We start from the raw sequence: 16,879 nt of genomic DNA on the forward strand, positions 1-16,879 counted from the left end.
CCTGGCCCCGGATAAAGCGCCCGTCAAGTGCCTCACTGCCCCGGTGGACGTGAAACAATCGACACTGGCTCACCGGTAACGACAGCGAGCAGGAGACACAGCACGATGCGCATCGGAGTTCTCACCGCAGGCGGCGACTGCCCCGGCCTGAACGCCGTGATCCGGTCGGTCGTGCACCGGGCGGTTGCGCAGTACGGCGACGAGGTCATCGGCTTCGACGACGGCTACCGGGGTCTGCTCGACCGGCACTACCGCACCCTCGACCTGGACGCGGTCAGCGGCATCCTGGCCCGCGGCGGCACCATCCTCGGCTCCTCCCGGCTGGAGCGGGACCGGCTGCGCGAGGCCTGCGCCAGGGCCACCGACATGGTCGAGGAGTTCGGCATCGACGCGCTGATCCCGATCGGCGGGGAGGGCACGCTGACCGCGGCCCGCATGCTCTCCGACGCGGGCCTCCCGGTCGTCGGCGTCCCCAAGACCATCGACAACGACATCTCCTCCACCGACCGCACCTTCGGCTTCGACACGGCCGTCGGCGTCGCGACGGAGGCGATGGACCGCCTGAAGACCACGGCCGAGTCCCACCAGCGCGTGATGGTCGTCGAGGTCATGGGCCGGCACGCCGGCTGGATCGCCCTGGAGTCCGGCATGGCCGCCGGCGCCCACGGCATCTGCCTGCCCGAGCGCCCCTTCGACCCCGCCCACCTGGTGAAGATGGTCGAGGAGCGCTTCGACCGCGGCAAGAAGTTCGCCGTCATCTGCGTCGCCGAGGGCGCCCACCCCGTGGAGGGCACCATGGACTACGGCAAGGGCGCGATCGACCAGTACGGCCACGAGCGCTTCCAGGGCATCGGCACCGCGCTGGCGTACGAGCTGGAGCGGCGCCTCGGCAAGGAGGCCAAGCCGGTCATCCTCGGCCACGTGCAGCGCGGTGGCGTGCCCACCGCCTACGACCGCGTCCTCGCCACCCGCTTCGGCTGGCACGCCGTCGAGGCCGCGCACCGCGGCGAGTTCGGCAAGATGACCGCGCTGCGCGGCACCGACATCGTGATGGTGCCGCTCGCGGAGGCGGTCACCGAGCTGAAGACGGTGCCCAAGGACCGCATGGACGAGGCGGAGTCCGTCTTCTAGACCGTTCTGTCGGTGTTCTGGATCGTCCTGTCCGCCACGCTCTTCCAGAAGTTCTCCACGATCCGGTCGAGGAACTCCCGGCCGGACTCGCTGGCGCTTCTGCTGCCGCCGCCCCAGCTCAGGGTGGCGGCCATGTGGCCCTGGTAGTCCTCCTGCAGTTCCTGCAGAACGGCTTCGAGGACGCTCCGGTCCACGGGCGCCAGCTTCGCCACCGGACGCACATGGGCCTGCCAGCGGGTGGTCACCGCGCTGTGCAGCAGTTCGGCGAGCTTCGCCTCGCGGCCGGTGACGGCGACGAAGTCGGGCAGGGCGAGATCCAGCACCCGGGCGAGCGCGGCCGACTGGCGCTCGTTGCCCCGCCACTGCCCGCTCTCCTCCATGCGCAGGTAGGTGCGCAGATCCATGTCCACGGCACGGGCGACGTCCTCGGGCGCGACCGCGCGGGCGATGCGGTGCTCGCGCAGGGTCTGCGGCCGGCCGAGGAGTTCACCCGGGGAACACCACAACACGCCGGCCAGCGCGGTGAGTTCCGGATGGCTGGGCGCGGCGGCGCCGCGTTCCCAGGCGATCACCAGATCGGCTGTGACGTACGGCAGGCCGTACGAGGCCCGCATGCCGTAGGCGACGTGCTCGGGGCCCATGCCGAGCGCGGCGCGCAGCCGGCGGGCCGCCGGGGCGTTGAAGGGGGGAGCTGAGGGTTGGCGCACCTCGCACAAGCTAGAGGTGCTGTGACGGCGTGGCTACGGTCTGTTCGGACAGGATCACGGATTGGCGGAACGTACAGTTCCGGCTGTTCGGTATGTAACGGACGTACCACCCTTCCGGCTCGTCCCTTGACCACCTCCCTCTCACCCCTTGACCGCGCCGCCCAGCGCGAAACCGCCGCTCAGCCTGCGCGCCACCAGGATGTAGAGCAGGATCACGGGCGTCGAGTAGATGACGGAGAACGCGGCGAGCCGGCCGTACGCCACCATGCCCCGGTTGCCGAAGAAGTCGTTGATGCTGACCGAGGCCGGCATCTGGTCCGGGGTGAGCAGCAGCATGAACGGGACGAAGAAGTTGCCCCACATCATCACGAACGAGAACACCGTGACGACGGCGAGCCCGGGTCCCATCAGCGGCAGCACGATCCGGACCAGGGACTGCAACGAGGACGCCCCGTCCGTCCAGGCCGCCTCCTCCAGCTCCTTCGGCACCCCGTCCATGTAGTTCTTCATCAGCCAGATGGCGAAGGGGAGTTGGGAGGCGGCGAAGAACAGGGTCGTGCCCTGCAGGGTGTCGATCAGGTTCACCCGTACGAACAGCGCGTACACCGGCACCATGATCGCGGTGATCGGCAGGCTCGCCGCGAACAGGATGGACAGCAGGAACGGCCGGTTGAGCCGGGAGGGGAACCGGGAGAGCGGATACGCGGCGAGGGCGGCGCAGGCGACGGTCAGCGCGGTGGCGCCGCCGCACAGGATCAGGCTGTTGAGGAGCGGGGTGTAGGTGATGTCCGGGGTCAGGATCGCGTCGAAGTTGCCGAAGGTGAACCCGTCCGGGACCTTCACCCTGAGGTCCGCGTGCTGATCCACGGAGGACAGCACCACCCAGGCCAGGGGCAGCGCGAAGGCGACGGCCATGACGAGGAGCGAGACGTCGGCGGCGAGCCGCCGCGAGGTGCGTTTGCGGGGCATCCGGGCGTCACACCTCCGTCCGCAGCAGCCGCAGATAGACGACCGAGAACAGCGATCCGACCAGCAGCAGGAGCAGGGCGACCGCGGTGCCGTACCCGATCATGCTGTTCTGGAAGGCCTGTTCGTACATGAACAGCGGCAGGGTCTGGCTCTTGTCGCCGGGCCCGCCCCGGGTCATCACCCAGATCAGCCCGAAGACGGACAGCGTCTGCAGGGTGTTGAGCATCAGGTTGGTGCCGATGGACCGCCGGATCATCGGCAGGGTGATGTGCCACATCCGCCGCCATCCGCCGGCCCCGTCCACCTCGGCGGCCTCCGCGATCTCGGCGGGTATCTCGTCCAGCGCGGCGGAGTAGACGAGCATCGAGAACGCCGTACCGCGCCAGACGTTGGCGAAGGACACGGCGAGGATGGGCAGCGTGAACAGCCAGTTCTGGCCGGGCAGGTGCAGCCGGTCCAGGATGGCGTCGAGGGTTCCCTCGCGCCGGAAGAAGGCGTACAGCAGGAACCCGGCGACGACTTCCGGCAGCACCCACGCCGTGACCACGACCCCGCCGGTGAGCGTGCGCACCGGCTTCGAGGCCCGCTTCATGAGCGCGGCCAGGGCGAGCCCCAGGGTGTTCTGCCCGACGAGCGAGGACAGCACGGTGAACACCAGGGTCAGCCAGACGGCGTTCAGGAACGCCTCGTCCTGGAAGGCGTGCCGGAAGTTGGCGAACCCGACGAACGACGAGTGCGCCTGACCGGTCAGCTGCAGGTCGGTGAAGGCGATCCAGACGCAGTAGGCGATCGGCCCGGCGAGGAAGAGCAGGAGGAGGACGACGGCGGGGGTGAGGGGGAGGGCCCGGGTGATCCGGCGGTGGAGTCTCACTTCCGGACCACTTGGCCGCCGGTCACGTCCTTGAGCGTGTCGTCGTACCCGCTCGCCGCCTTCTCCACCGACCGGTCACCGGTCGTCACGCCCTCCATGGCCTCCTGGATGGCCGTCGACACCTTCGGGTACGCCGGATACGCGGGCCGGTAGTGCGTGCTGGACACCAGGTCGGTGAAGAACCTGATGCCGGGCTGGGCGGAGGCGTACGAGGGATCGGCGGCGACGTCCTCCCGTACGGAGATCCCGGAGTTGGCGATGTACCACTTCTTGGCGTTCGCCTCGGTCTGCATGGTCTTGATGAAGTCGAAGGCGAGGTCCGGGTTGCCGGCCTTGGCCGGGACGGCCCAGGTCCAGCCGCCGGACATGCTCACCTTGCCCGGGGCCTGCCCGGTTTGCGTGGGCATGTACGCCAGCCCCAGCTGCCTGGACCAGTCGGGCCACTCGTGCCCGCTGCCCGGCAGCCACTCCTGCGGCAGCCAGGAGCCGTCGAGGTCGATGCCGAGCTTGCCCTGGGGGAGGAGCTCGCCGTTGACGCTGGTGGCGAAGTTGGGGTCGAGGGCGTCGGAGACGTCGGGCCCGAGCTTCTCCTTGTAGACGGTCTCGACGAACCTCAGCGCGTCCTCGAAGCCCTGACCCGCCGTGATCCACTTCTTCGTCGTGCTGTCGTAGAGCGGATCGGAGGTGCCGTCGCCCGTGCCGTACAGGAGCATCTCGAATCCCTGCATGGTGGCGCGCTCACCCGCCGGCTTGCCGGTGTAGACGTTGAGCGGGGTGACGCCGGGGACCTTCTGCTTGATGGTCCGGGCGGCGGCGAGGACGTCGTCCCAGTTCTTCGGCTGCCAGTTCTCCGGGAGCCCGGCCTTCTTGAACACCCGCTTGTCGAACCACAGCCCGCGGGTGTCGGTCCCGTCCGGAACGCCGTAGGTCTTCCCGTCCTGTCCCTTCGCGGCCGCTTTGGCGGTGTCGATGAACTGATTCCAGTCCGGCCACTTGGCGAGGTACGGGTCGAGGGGCTTCAAGTACCCGCTGGTGATGTCGGAGTTGATGAGGAACGTGTCCTCGTAGACGAGGTCGGGCGCGGTCCTCGGGGAGCGGAGCATCTGCTGGAGCTTGGTGTAGTACTCGGCGTCCGGGGCCTTGATCGGGACGAACTCGACCTTCTTCCCCGGGTACTTCTTCTCGAAGTCCTTCTTGATCGCGGCGAGGTAGGTGTCCATCACCTTCACGGAGTTGTCCGTGGACTGCTTGTACGACACCTTGATCGTGTCCGGACTGCTTCCGGAGCCGTTGCCGCACGCGGTGAGGGCGCTTGCGGCGAGAGCGGCGGTGAGGAGGGCGGTGAGGGCGGCGGTGGGGCGCACGGGCATGACCTCCTGAGGGCGCACTGCTGAGTGGCCAGGTGGTTGCCGTGCGAAGGTAAGAGGAGTGGTCTAGTCAGGTCAATGAGCTTGCGCAGGATTGGAGTTGAGGTTCCGTTCGTGTCGTACGCCCGCATCGGGACCACGTCGATCGCGGCGGGCGTGCGGACATGCGGACGAGCGCTCCGCGGCCCGCTGCTCTCACCGCCCCTGCGCCACCCACCGGTACACCAGCTCCGGCCTCCCCACCTGCCCGTACACCGGCTTTCGCGCGGCCCGCCCGGCCTCCACCAGGTGCTCCAGGTAGCGTCGCGCGGTGATCCGCGAGATGCCGACCGCCTCGGCCACCCTGGCCGCGGTCAGGCCCTCGGACGCCTCCCGCAGTGCTCCCGTCACCCGCTCCAGCGTGGGACCGCTCAAGCCCTTCGGCAGGGCCGCGGGCGTCGGGGCGCGCAGGGCCGCCAGGGCCCGGTCGACCTCGTCCTGGCCGCTCGCCTCGCCCACCGCCGCGCGGAACTCGGCGTAGCGGACCAGGCGGTCCCGGAGCGTGGCGAAGGTGAACGGCTTCAGGACGTACTGGACGACGCCCAGGGAGACGCCCTCGCGGACCACCGCGAGGTCCCGGGCCGACGTGACCGCTATGACGTCCGTGTGGTGGCCGGCCGCCCGCAGGGAGCGGGCCAGCTGCAGCCCGTGCACATCCGGCAGATGCAGGTCCAGCAGGAGCAGGTCCACGGGCGTACGGTCCAGGAAGCGCCGGGCCTCCGCGCCCGTGTGCACCTTGCCCACCGCGACGAATCCCGGCACCCGGCCGACGTACAGGACGTGCGCGTCGGCGGCCACCGGGTCGTCCTCGACGACCAGGACGCGGATGGGCTGCTGCTCGCTCGTCATCTGCTGCCACCCGTGGGGGTCCGCAGCGGCAACCGCACCTCGAACACCGCTCCGCCCTCGCCGTCCTCGTCGGACTCCGTCACCGTCAGCGTGCCCTCGTGGCGGTTCACCGCCTGCCGGACCAGGGCCAGCCCGAGGCCCCGCCCGCCGGGCCCGGCCGGCTTCGTCGAGAAGCCCCGCTGGAATACCAGGTCGGCATGGTCCGGGTCGACACCGGGGCCCGTGTCGGACACCCGCAGGACCACCTCGGTGCCCGAGGCGTACGCCGTGACCGTCACCCGTGCCCGGACGCTGCCCTGCGCCGCGTCCACCGCGTTGTCGATCAGGTTGCCGAGGATCGTGACCAGGTCGCGGGCGGGCAGGCTCTCCGGGAGCAGGTTGTCGTCCAGGCGGCTGTCCGGGGAGACCACCAGCTCCACGCCCCGCTCGTTGGCCTGGGCCGTCTTGCCGAGCAGCAGCGCGGCGAGCACCGGTTCACCGACCGCCGCGACCACCTGGTCGGTCAGCGCCTGGGCCAGCTCCAGTTCCGCCGTGGCGAACTCCACCGCCTCCTCGGCGCGGCCGAGCTCGATCAGCGACACCACCGTGTGCAGGCGGTTGGCGGCCTCGTGCGCCTGCGAGCGCAGCGCCTGGGTGAAGCCCCGCTCCGAGTCCAACTCGCCCATCATGGACTGGAGTTCGGTCACGTCGCGCAAGGTCGCGACCGTTCCTCGGCGCTCGCCGCCCGACACCGGGGAGGTGTTCACCACCAGCACCCGGGACGCCGTCAGGTGCACCTCGTCCACCCGGGGCTCGGACGACAGCAGCGCGCCGGTCAGCGGGGCCGGCAGGCCCAGGTCGGCCACCGAGCGGCCGATCAGCTCGGTGTCCGGAGCCCCGAGGCCCAGCAGCTCTCGTCCGCCGTCGTTGATCAGTGCCACCCTGTACTGCCCGTCCAGCATCAGCAGGCCCTCGCGCACCGCGTGCAGCGCCGCCTGGTGGTAGTCGTGCATCCGGCTCAGCTCGGTGGCGTTCATGCCGTGGGTGTGGCGGCGCAGGCGCGCGTTGATCACGTAGGTGCCGACCGCGCCCAGCAGCAGCGTGGCGCCGGCGAAGCCGAGCAGGGCCGTGACCTGGCCCTGCACCCGGGCGCTGATCGCCTCCACCTTGATGCCGGCGCTGACCAGGCCGATGACGCGCCCGTTCTCCTCCACCGGGGTGACCGCGCGGACGGAGGCGCCGAGGGTGCCGGTGTAGGTCTCGGTGAAGGTGTGGCCGTGCAGGGCGGGGCCGATACGGCCGAGGAAGCGTTTGCCGATCTGTTTCCGGTCGGGGTGGGTCCAGCGGATGCCCGACGGGTTCATGATCGTGACGAAGTCGACGTCCGCGTCCCGCATGACCTGGAGGGCGTACGGCTCCAGTTCCGCCGTGGGGCGGGGGGTGTGGATCGCCGAGCGGACCGAGGGGGCGTCCGCGATCGAGCGGGCCACCGCGGTGACCTGGCGGACCGCCGCGTCCTCGGCCTGCCGCTGGTCGCTGACGTAGGTGAACAGCGCGTACCCGGCCACGACCACCGCTATCAGCACGGCCTGCATGGCGAACAGCTGGCCCGCGAGGCTGCGGGGCCGGGGGAGAGACGGGAAGCGCATGTCAGCAGTGTGCCTCCCCGGTTAAGTGTGAACTAAATGAACGGAAGGGTGACCGCCCTCACAGGGCGGGAGATAGTCACGGCATTCCCCAAGCAACGCCCGGACGTGAGCCGCACGCCGGTTGTTCACCGACGAAGACGTCAAGGAGGGCAGTCGTGGCCGCCACAACCCCCGATACGGCACCTGCCGCACCCCGCGTGAAGCGGGACCGGACCCATTACCTGTACATCGCCGTCATCGTGGCGGTCGCGCTCGGCATCGCCGTGGGCCTCATCTGGCCGGACGCCGCGGTCCAGCTGAAACCGCTCGGTACCGGTTTTGTGAACCTGATCAAGATGATGATCTCGCCGATCATCTTCTGCACGATCGTGCTCGGCATCGGATCCGTACGCAAGGCCGCCAAGGTCGGCGCCGTCGGCGGTATCGCCCTCGGCTACTTCCTCGTGATGTCGCTCGTCGCGCTCGCCATCGGGCTCGTCGTCGGCAACGTCCTGCACCCCGGTGACGGGCTGCACCTGACGAACGCGATCAAGCAGACCGGGCACGCCCAGGTGTCCCCGGACGCGCTGCCGCCCGTCGACTTCGTGCTGTCGATCATCCCGCTCACGTTCGTGTCCGCCTTCACCGAGGGCCAGGTCCTGCAGACGCTGCTGGTGGCCCTGCTCGCCGGGTTCGCGCTGCAGGCCATGGGCTCGGCCGGGCAACCGGTGCTGCGCGGCATCGAGCACATCCAGCGGCTCGTCTTCCGCATCCTGTCGATGGTCATGTGGGCCGCGCCGGTCGGCGCCTTCGGTGCGATCGCGGCCGTCACCGGTTCGGCCGGACTGGACGCGCTGAAGAGCCTCGCCGTGCTGATGCTCGGCTTCTACGTCACCTGCGTGCTGTTCGTCTTCGTGGTGCTCGGCGCGATCCTCCGGGTCGTCGCCGGCCTGAACGTCTTCTCGCTGTTCAAGTACCTGGGGCGGGAGTTCCTGCTGATCCTGTCCACCTCCTCCTCCGAGTCCGCGCTGCCGCGGCTGATCGCGAAGATGGAGCACCTGGGCGTCAGCAAGCCGGTCGTCGGCATCACCGTGCCGACCGGTTACTCCTTCAACCTCGACGGCACGATGATCTACATGACCATGGCCTCGCTGTACATCGCGGACGCCCTGGGCACGCCGATGTCCATCGGCGAGCAGATCCCGCTGCTGCTCTTCCTGCTGCTGGCGTCCAAGGGCGCGGCGGGTGTCAGCGGCGCGGGCCTCGCCACCCTGGCCGGCGGGCTGCAGTCGCACAAGCCCGCGCTGGTCGACGGGGTCGGCCTGATCGTCGGCATCGACCGGTTCATGAGCGAGGCCCGCGCGCTGACGAACTTCGCGGGCAACGCGGTCGCCACGGTGCTGGTGGGCACGTGGACCAAGGAGATCGACAAGGAGCGGGTGCGGCAGGTGCTCGCGGGCGCGCTGCCGTTCGACGAGACCACGCTGATGGACGAGGGGCAGGAGGCGGTCACCGAGCTGCCCGGGCCCAGGGACGGGGAGCTGGCCAAGGCCTGACCCCCGCAGAAGGAACTCCGGATGTCCGGCCCCGCCTGAACCCGGGCCGGGCATCCGGGAACCGCCGCCGGGCGGCTGGGGCTCCCCCGTGCCTCAGCCGCCCGGCTTCCGTCGTTCCTCGCCACTCACCCTGGCCACCAGCGCGGTGGCCGTCGAGGCGGGTACGCCCGCCGCGGTCAGCACCGTGACCGCGGCCGAGCGGCCCGCCTCCTGTGCTGTCAGGAGGCCGTCGTTCACCGCCTCCATCACCGCGAAGAGCATCTGCTCGTGCACGTACGCCAGGGCCGGCGCCGGCAGCGGTGAGCTGAACACTCCGTCGTCCAGGCCCCGTTGGAGCTGTCGGACCTTGCCCGCGCGCAGAGGGGCGAGGCGTTCGCGGATGCCCTGGACGGTGACCGTGCGCTGGGCCAGGGCGATCAGCAGCCGGTAGCGGTCGGCGATCTCCCAGATGGCGAGCACCGAGCGGGCCACCGCCTCCGCCGGGTCCAACACCCCCTCGCGGGCGTCGGCGTCCGCGTCCGCCAGCGCCGCCACGGCCTCGTCGACGAGGGTGCTGATCAGCGCCTCACGGCTGGGGAAGTGGCCGTACACCGTCCGTCGTACGACTCCCGCGGCGCGCGCGATCTGGTCCATGGAGGCGTCGGGATCGCGCAGCAGTTCGGCGAGGGCGACGTCGAGGATGCGGCGCCGGTTCGCGTCGGCGCGGCTGGTGTTACCCGTGGTCATGACCGTCATTCTGCCTTCCCCGCCGACTTGCACAGTGCTGTGCAACGACGTACATTGCACATGGTTGTGCAATTGCACGTCACTGTGCAAATCCACTCCGCGTCTCACGTTCTCGTCGCGCACCGAGGAAGGCGACCCCTGCCATGCGACTCGTCATGACCGAACCGGTCGAGAAGATGGAGCGCCCCTACGCCCGGCGCTGGTGGGCACTGCTCGTGCTCTGCCTGAGCCTGCTGATCATCGTGATGGCGAACACCGCCCTCACGGTCGCCGCACCCGACATGACGAAGGACCTCGGCCTCTCCGGCGCCGACCTGCAGTGGGTGATCGACGGCTACACCGTCCCCTACGCGGCGCTGATGCTGCTGCTCGGCGCCATCGGCGACAAGTACAGCCGGCGCGGCGCGCTCGTCCTCGGGCTGCTCGTCTTCGGCGGCGGTGCCGTCTTCGGCTACCTCGCCGACAGCGCGGCGACCGTCATCGCGGCCCGCGCCGTGATGGGCGTCGGCGCGGCGCTCATCATGCCCGCCACGCTCTCCCTGCTCGCCGCGACCTTCCCACGCGCCGAGCGGGCCAAGGCGATCACCCTGTGGACCGCCACCGCCGGGCTCGCCATCGCCGCCGGACCGGTGGTCGCCGGAGCCCTGCTGCGCGACCACGGCTGGTCCTCGACCTTCCTGATCAACGTGCCCGTCGCGGCCGTGGCTCTCGCCGCCGCCTTCGTCCTGGTCCCGCCCTCCAGGTCCCCCAGTCTTCGACCGGGGGTGCCCCCACACCACGACCGCATCGACTACGTCGGCGGACTGCTGTCGGTGATCTGGACCGGCTCGCTGGTCTACATGATCATCGAGGGCCCGCACTTCGGCTGGGGCGTCAAGGCCGTCACGGCGGCGGTGGTCGCGGGCATCGGCCTGGTCGCCTTCGTCGCCCGGGAGCTGCGCCACCCCCGCCCGATCCTCGACGTGCGCCGCTTCACCACCCGCCGCTTCGCCGCCTCCAACCTGGCCGTCGCCCTGTTCTTCCTGGCCGTCTTCGGCGCCTTCTACTACCTCACCCAGCACCTGCAGTTCGTCCTCGGCTACGACGCCCTGGAGACCGGCGTACGGATGCTGCCGCTGGCCGGCGCGGTCTTCGCCGGGTCGGCGCTGACCGGCTGGCTCACCCCGCGCGTCGGCATGAAGTGGACCGTCACCGCGGGCATGGTCGGCGGCACGACGGCCCTGGCCCTGCTGACCCGGGTCGACGCGGCCTCGACGTACGCCGACTTCCTGGCGCCCCTGATCATCCTGGGCCTCGCCATCGGCCTCGCCCTCTCGCCCTGCACCGACGCCATCATGGGCGCCTTCCCGGAGTCCGAGCTGGGCGTCGGCGGCGCGGTCAACGACACCTCGCTGGAGCTCGGCGGCTCCCTCGGCATCGCGCTCCTCGGCTCGCTGCTCGCCACGTCGTACGGCAACCACCTCGGCGACACCACCGCGGGCAGCAAGCTCCCGGCGAACGCCCTGGACACCGCGCAGGACTCGGTCGGCGCCGGGTACGCGGTCGCGCAGGGCATCGGCGACAAGGCCCACGCACTGGCCGCACAGGCGGCACAGGCCACCGACCCCCGGCAGGCCGCACAGCTCAGGCAGCAGGCCGCCGAACTCGCCTCCGGCGCCCGGCAGACGGCGGACGCGGTCGGCTCCTCCTTCTCCGCCGCCGTCGCGCACACCAGCCTGGTCGGCGCGGTGATCCTCGGCATCGGCACGGTCCTGGTGGCCGTCCTGCTGCCGCGCCGTGAAGCCGCCGCGCCGGAGGTGACGACCGAGGAGAAGGAACTGGCGCACAGCTCGGCCGGCTGACCGATTCCCGCCTCCATCCACTAACGTGCCGCTCCGGAGCAACCGGAACGGCACGTTCGTGCGTGGCATCGGATACGTGTGACGAGTCAGTACGTGTAAGTGGAGGCACGGGGGAATGAAGATCGACTGGGACCGGCGGACCTGCGCGCGCAAGGGCCATGTGACCTACGCGCCCGACGACCCCCGGCTGCGCATCCGGCTGCACGCCGAGACCGCCCTCGGGGAGGTCTGGCGCTGCCTGCGCTGCGGTGACTTCGTGCTGGGGGAGCCGCACGGCTCGGGACCGGCCGCTGACGCCCCGCTGGTGCCGCGCGGCAAGGTCCTCCGCGACCTGTTCATCCTGCGCTTCCTCGCGATCGAGCGGGCCGTGCGCGGGGTGTTCATCGTGCTGGTCGCGGTGGCGGTGTGGAAGTTCAGCAACAGCCAGTACGCGGTGCGGCGGCTGTTCAACGAGTACCTGGACGTCTTCCGTCCGGTCTTCCGGCACTTCCACTACGACCTCGACCACTCGCCGGTCGTCGGCTCCATCCAGAAGGCGTTCGGCTACAAGCACTCCACGCTGCTGCTGGTCGCCGCCCTGCTGCTGGCCTACGCGCTGATCGAGCTCATCGAGGCGGTCGGCCTCTGGTACGCCAAGCGCTGGGCGGAGTACCTGACGGTGGTCGCCACCGCCGCCTTCCTCCCCCTGGAGATCTACGAACTCACCGAGAAGGTCAGCTACCTGAAGATCGCCACCCTCGTCCTGAACATCCTCGCGGTCCTCTACATCGCCCTGGCCAAGCGCCTGTTCGGCCTCCGCGGCGGCCGCAGGGCCTTCGACGAGGAGCGGCACAGCGCCTCCCTGATGGAGGTCGAGGAGTCGGCGGGGGTGGCCGTGTGATGCGCGTCGAGCCTGAGGACGACCGCCGTCTGCCTCCCGCCCTGGCGGAGGTGGCCGAGGCGAGCTTCGACTACGACGACGGCAACGGGGTCGACTTCGAGCCGTACGACGCCTTCGACTCCGCCGAGGACACCACCCACTGGCTGCGGCTGTGGACCGGCAACCCCGACGTCGACGGCGGCGCCTACCGCGTCTTCGGCAAGGACGGTTCCGGTGGTCTCGCCGCCGTGTGGTGCACCCGGCCGGGGCGGCGCCTGGCCGAGCAGCCGGTGGTGTTCCTGGGCTCCGAGGGCGAGGCCGGTGTCGTCGCGGGGAACCTGTCCGACTTCCTGTGGGTCCTGGCCGACGGCTACGGCCCCCGGGAGGCCCTGCTGCCCGAGGAGGCCTGGACCGCCCGCCCGGACCCGGCCCTGGCGGGCCTCGCCGCCCGCCACGCGACCACCTCGCGCCGCCCGGCCCCGGAGATCGTCGCCTCGGCCGAGGCGGAGTTCCCGTCTTTCGCCGAGGACCTCGACGAACTCTGTCGCTGAGCGGTGTTCACGGGGCGCGGGAGGCCCTGCTGCCGAGGAGGCCTGGATCGCCTGTCCGGACCCGGCCTTGGCGGGTCTCGCCGTCGTCATGCGTCCAGCCCGCGTCGTTCGGTCCCGGAGGCCGTCGCTTCGGCCGGGGCGGAGTTTCCGTCCTTCGCCGAGGGTCTCGACGAACTCTGTCGCTGAGCGGTGATCACGGGGGCGCGGGGTCTCACCGGGCCGGCGCGGCGGTCGTCAGCCGCGTCAGTTCCTCCTCCGTCGGCACCAGGTCCGCCGCGCCGGCCCGGGAGGTTCTGCTGCCGGGCAGGCCTGGGCCGCCCGCCCGGCCCCGGCCCTGGCGGGTCTCGCCGCCCGCCACGCGACCAGCCGGCGCCGCCCGGTCCCGGAGATCGTCGCCTCGGCCGGGGCGGAGTTCCCGTCGTTCGCCGAGGGTCTCGACGAGTTCTGTCGCTGAGCGGTGATCACGGGGGCGCGGGGTCTCACCGGGCCGGCGCGGCGGCCGTCAGCCGCGTCAGTTCCTCCTCCGTCAGCACCAGGTCCGCCGCGCCCGCCGAGTCCCTGATCGTCTCCGGGCGGCTCGCGCCCGGAATCGTGACCACGGTGGGGGAGAGCGACAGCAGCCAGGCCAGGCAGACCCGCTGGGGCGTCACCCCACGCTCCAGCGCCACCTCGTGAAAGGCGGCGAAACGGCCGTCGCCCGCCAGGCCCGACGGCCCGTCCAGCGAGCTGCGCGAGATCCCGCCGAGCGGACTCCACGGCACGAACGCCAGCCCCAGCTCCGCGCACAGCCGCAGTTCCGGATCGCTGTCGCGGACCTCGGGGGAGTAGCGGTTCTGGACCGAGGCCAGACGGTCGCCGAGGATCGTACGGGCCCGCAGGATCTGGTCGGACGTCACGTTCGACAGGCCCGCCAGCCGGATCTTGCCCTCGTCCAGCAGGTCGCGCAGGGCGCCGACGGACTCCTCGAAGGGCACGGCCGGGTCCGGCTTGTGCAGCTGGTAGAGGCCGATGGCCTCGACCCCGAGCCGCTTCAGGGAAGCCTCCGCGGCCGCCTTGAGGTGTGCGGGCGTGCCGGTGACCGTCCAGCTGCCGTCGGCGGGGCGGCCCCGGCCGCCCTTGGTGGCCACCAGGACGCCGTCCGTGTCGCCGCCGTAGGCCGCGAGGGCGCGGGCGAGGAGACGTTCGTTGTGGCCGGGAGCCCGGCCGGGCAGGTGGTAGGAGTCGGCCGTGTCCAGCAGGGTCACGCCCGCGTCCAGTGCGGCGTGGATCGTGGCCAGGGCACGGCTCTCGTCCGGCCGGCCCTCGATGGACAGCGGCATGGCGCCGAGCCCGACCGCGCTCACCCGCAGTCCGCCGAGAATGCGGTGGCGCACGTCAGCCCTCCTTTCCGAGCGTCTCGGAGACGGCCTTCGGCAGCCACTCCCGCACGTCCCCGAAGGCGAAACCGAGCCGCACTGCCCGGGAGTTGTCCATGGCGTAACGGCGGCGGACGGCGAAGGGGGAGGCGGCGCCGTCCGTCACCTCGAACACCGGCGTCCTGCCGTCGAGCCGGGCCGCGACCGTCTCGCACAGCTCCCGCACCGTCAGCTCTCCGTGCGAGGCCGCGTTGACCGGCCCCGTGAAGTCCTCGCCCACCGCCCAGAACACGAAGTCGGTGATCTCCTCCACGTGGATGTACGTCGCCGGCTGCGCCATGGGCGGTACGGCGATGGGGGCGCCGGTGCGGATGCGGTCCACGTAGTGGTCGAGGCGGCCCGTGAAGTCGTCCGCGCCGCCGAGGACATGCGCCACGCGCACCGTGGCCACGGGGAAGTCGGCGCCCGTGAGCACCGCCTCCGCCTGCCGCTTGCCCTCGCCGTAGTGCGCCTCGGTGAATTCCGGGTCGTCCCAGGGGAGTTCCGGGTCCACCGCGACGCTGCCCGGATCGACCGCACTCTCCGGGACCGGCACCGGGGAATCCTCGTGCTCGTACACCTCCACCGTCGAGGTCATCACATAGCGGCCGGTGCGGCCCGCGAAGACCCGGCGGGCGATCGCCGCCTGGCGCGGCGTGTAGCAGACCTGGTCGAGAACGACGTCGAATGCGCGGGTGCCGATCGCCTCGGCCAGCGCGCTCTCGTCGTCGCGGTCGGCCACCAGGTGCTCCGCGCCGGGCGGCGGGGCCACCGAACCCCGGTTGAGGACCGTCACCCGGTCACCCGCCGCCAGCAGCCGCCCGATCAGCCGTTTGCCGAAATAGCGGTTCCCGCCGATGACCAGTACCTCTCGTGCCTTTGTCATGACCATAATTCTCCGGGCCGGCACACAGGTCCTGAAGGGGGAGACATGGGAGATACGGCCACCGCACCGAAAGAACCACGGCATCTGCGGGCCGTCGCCAACGAAACACCGGTGGCCTTCGACGCGGTGGACCGGCAGATCCTCCAACTGCTGCAGACCGACGGGCGGATCAAACTCAGCGAGCTGGGCCGGCAGGTCAGCCTGAGCCCGGCGGCCGTCGCGGAGCGGGTGCGCCGGCTGGAGGCGGCCGGAGTGGTCGAGGGGTACGGCGCCCGGGTCGCGTCCGCCCGGCTCGGTTACGGCATCCAGGCCTTCATCCGGGTCGATCCGCACGGCGGCTACACCCTCAAGCACCCGAGGACCCTGGAGCTGATCGAGCGGCCCGAGATCATCGAGGTGCACCACGTGGTCGGTGAGGACTGCTGGATCCTCAAGGTCGCCGTCACCGACACCGTTCACCTGGAGGACGTTCTGGAGCAGACCTCGGCGCTGGGCCGCACCACGACGTCCGTCGTGCTGTCCTCGCCGGTGCGCCACAAACCGCTCCTGCCGCCGGACTGACGCGAGGCACCGCTTGCCTTGACGCCGACGTCAACACCTACGGTCGTAGGCATGCGAATCGGCGAGCTGGCCGCACGGGCCGGGACCAGCACCCGCACCCTGCGCTACTACGAGGCACGGGGGCTGCTGCCCGCACGGCGTGACGACAAGGGACACCGCACCTACGACGAGAGCGACCTCAGGCTGCTGCGGCAGATCCGGACGCTGCAGGACTTCGGCTTCGAGCTGGAGGAGACGCGGCCCTTCGTGGAGTGCCTGCGCGCCGGGCATCCGGAGGGCGACTCCTGCCCGGCCTCGCTCCAGGTCTACCGGCGCAAGCTGGCGGAGCTGGACGCGCTGATCGGGCAGCTGTCGGCGGTGCGGGAGACGGTCGCCGGGCAGCTGCGGCGGGCCGAGCGGGCGCGGGACGCGCTGGCCGTCGAGGCGCTGGTTCCGGGTGGCCCGGAGCCCGCATGCGAGCTGGGAGGGTTTGCGCGATGAGCTTGGTGAGCGGACTGACCGAGGTGACGGACGCGGATTTCGAGACGGAGGTGCGGGGCTCCGAGCTGCCGGTGCTGGTGCAGTTCACGGCCGACTGGTGCGGTCCGTGCCGGCAGCTGGCGCCGGTGCTGAAGGACATCGCCTTCGAGGAGGGAGACCGGCTGAAGGTCGTGCAGATCGACGTCGACCGCAATCCGGGGACGACGGTCGCCTACGGGGTGCTGTCCACGCCGACCCTGATGGTCTTCCGGGACGGTGAGCCGGTGCGGTCGATGGTGGGGGCGCGGCCCAAGCGGCGCCTCATGGAAGAGCTGGCCGACGTGCTGTAAAGCACGGCCGCCCACGAAAAAATCCCCTGAGCAATTGCGCTCGGGGGATTTCTGTGCGTATATTCAGTGGTTCGCGACTTCAATTGGGCGAAGCCGCGGAGAAGTTCACTGAGCAGAGTATATCCGGGCGGGAGCGGAATTGTCAAACACCGAATT

Annotated in this window: 17 protein-coding genes; 8 read left to right on the forward strand and 9 right to left on the reverse strand. The window is 70.8% G+C overall.

Translation table 11 applies throughout. From position 1 onward, the window contains the following. The first annotated feature begins 105 nt into the window (after positions 1-105). Positions 106-1,131: an ATP-dependent 6-phosphofructokinase gene (locus tag ACQPXS_RS31280; protein ID WP_433452607.1), complete on the forward strand. Its 1,026-nt coding sequence runs from the start codon at positions 106-108 to the stop codon at positions 1,129-1,131. On the opposite strand, the gene ACQPXS_RS31285 is transcribed toward ACQPXS_RS31280, so the two are convergent. The 6 genes from ACQPXS_RS31285 to ACQPXS_RS31310 form a co-directional block, all read right to left on the reverse strand. Then, on the reverse strand, positions 1,128-1,838 hold the full coding sequence (locus tag ACQPXS_RS31285) for a helix-turn-helix domain-containing protein (protein WP_433452609.1): 711 nt from the start codon (positions 1,836-1,838) through the stop codon (positions 1,128-1,130). The genes ACQPXS_RS31280 and ACQPXS_RS31285 overlap by 4 nt on opposite strands. A gap of 141 nt (positions 1,839-1,979) precedes the next feature. After that, a complete protein-coding gene (locus tag ACQPXS_RS31290) occupies positions 1,980-2,807 on the reverse strand; it encodes a carbohydrate ABC transporter permease (protein ID WP_433452611.1) in 828 nt (275 codons plus the stop codon). A 7-nt stretch (positions 2,808-2,814) separates the two neighbouring features. Then, on the reverse strand, positions 2,815-3,678 hold the full coding sequence (locus tag ACQPXS_RS31295) for a carbohydrate ABC transporter permease (RefSeq protein ID WP_433452613.1): 864 nt from the start codon (positions 3,676-3,678) through the stop codon (positions 2,815-2,817). Further along, complete coding sequence (locus ACQPXS_RS31300; RefSeq protein ID WP_433452614.1) at positions 3,675-5,048, reverse strand: extracellular solute-binding protein; 1,374 nt, start codon at positions 5,046-5,048, stop codon at positions 3,675-3,677. The genes ACQPXS_RS31295 and ACQPXS_RS31300 overlap by 4 nt, the downstream gene beginning before the upstream one ends. Before the next feature lie 192 nt (positions 5,049-5,240). Next, entirely contained in the window at positions 5,241-5,933 is a 693-nt protein-coding gene (locus ACQPXS_RS31305; RefSeq protein ID WP_433452615.1) for a response regulator, read from the reverse strand. Continuing rightward, positions 5,930-7,561, reverse strand: a complete 1,632-nt coding sequence (locus ACQPXS_RS31310) for a sensor histidine kinase (RefSeq protein ID WP_433452617.1) — start codon at positions 7,559-7,561, stop codon at positions 5,930-5,932. The genes ACQPXS_RS31305 and ACQPXS_RS31310 overlap by 4 nt, the downstream gene beginning before the upstream one ends. 155 nt (positions 7,562-7,716) lie before the next feature. Here ACQPXS_RS31310 and ACQPXS_RS31315 point away from each other — a divergent pair, with 155 nt between their 5' ends. Beyond that, a complete protein-coding gene (locus ACQPXS_RS31315; RefSeq protein WP_433452618.1) occupies positions 7,717-9,096 on the forward strand; it encodes a cation:dicarboxylate symporter family transporter in 1,380 nt (459 codons plus the stop codon). 93 nt (positions 9,097-9,189) lie between these two features. Here ACQPXS_RS31315 and ACQPXS_RS31320 read toward each other — a convergent pair whose 3' ends face one another. Further along, positions 9,190-9,831 carry a TetR/AcrR family transcriptional regulator gene (locus ACQPXS_RS31320; protein WP_433452619.1) on the reverse strand — a complete coding sequence of 214 codons (642 nt, stop codon included), beginning with the start codon at positions 9,829-9,831 and terminating at the stop codon, positions 9,190-9,192. Positions 9,832-9,965: 134 nt separating this feature from the next. Between ACQPXS_RS31320 and ACQPXS_RS31325 the strand changes: the two genes are divergently transcribed. From ACQPXS_RS31325 to ACQPXS_RS31335, 3 genes are all read left to right on the forward strand, one after another. After that, positions 9,966-11,663 carry an MFS transporter gene (locus ACQPXS_RS31325; protein WP_433452621.1) on the forward strand — a complete coding sequence of 566 codons (1,698 nt, stop codon included), beginning with the start codon at positions 9,966-9,968 and terminating at the stop codon, positions 11,661-11,663. A gap of 115 nt (positions 11,664-11,778) precedes the next feature. Then, positions 11,779-12,543: a DUF2127 domain-containing protein gene (locus ACQPXS_RS31330; RefSeq protein ID WP_356310330.1), complete on the forward strand. Its 765-nt coding sequence runs from the start codon at positions 11,779-11,781 to the stop codon at positions 12,541-12,543. Continuing rightward, entirely contained in the window at positions 12,543-13,073 is a 531-nt protein-coding gene (locus tag ACQPXS_RS31335) for an SMI1/KNR4 family protein (RefSeq protein WP_433452623.1), read from the forward strand. Before ACQPXS_RS31330 ends, ACQPXS_RS31335 begins: the two co-directional genes overlap by 1 nt. 479 nt (positions 13,074-13,552) lie before the next feature. Here the strand turns inward: ACQPXS_RS31335 and ACQPXS_RS31340 are convergent, their stop codons facing one another. Further along, positions 13,553-14,446, reverse strand: coding sequence for an aldo/keto reductase (locus tag ACQPXS_RS31340; protein WP_356310334.1), 894 nt, complete (start codon positions 14,444-14,446; stop codon positions 13,553-13,555). A gap of 1 nt (position 14,447) precedes the next feature. Continuing rightward, positions 14,448-15,353: an NAD-dependent epimerase/dehydratase family protein gene (locus tag ACQPXS_RS31345; RefSeq protein ID WP_433452624.1), complete on the reverse strand. Its 906-nt coding sequence runs from the start codon at positions 15,351-15,353 to the stop codon at positions 14,448-14,450. 45 nt (positions 15,354-15,398) lie between these two features. Between ACQPXS_RS31345 and ACQPXS_RS31350 the strand changes: the two genes are divergently transcribed. The 3 genes from ACQPXS_RS31350 to trxA are packed head-to-tail and all read left to right on the forward strand — an operon-like array spanning position 15,399 to position 16,723. Continuing rightward, the gene (locus tag ACQPXS_RS31350) at positions 15,399-15,914 is read left to right on the forward strand and encodes an Lrp/AsnC family transcriptional regulator (RefSeq protein WP_433452626.1); all 516 of its coding nucleotides are present in this window, start codon (positions 15,399-15,401) and stop codon (positions 15,912-15,914) included. A gap of 51 nt (positions 15,915-15,965) precedes the next feature. Further along, on the forward strand, positions 15,966-16,394 hold the full coding sequence (locus tag ACQPXS_RS31355; RefSeq protein ID WP_433452627.1) for a MerR family transcriptional regulator: 429 nt from the start codon (positions 15,966-15,968) through the stop codon (positions 16,392-16,394). Beyond that, positions 16,391-16,723, forward strand: coding sequence for a thioredoxin (gene trxA, locus ACQPXS_RS31360; protein WP_351800117.1), 333 nt, complete (start codon positions 16,391-16,393; stop codon positions 16,721-16,723). Before ACQPXS_RS31355 ends, trxA begins: the two co-directional genes overlap by 4 nt. Positions 16,724-16,879: the final 156 nt, after the last annotated feature.

Origin of the sequence: Streptomyces sp. CA-142005 (genome assembly GCF_050942335.1) — a bacterium.
Taxonomy (GTDB): domain Bacteria; phylum Actinomycetota; class Actinomycetes; order Streptomycetales; family Streptomycetaceae; genus Streptomyces.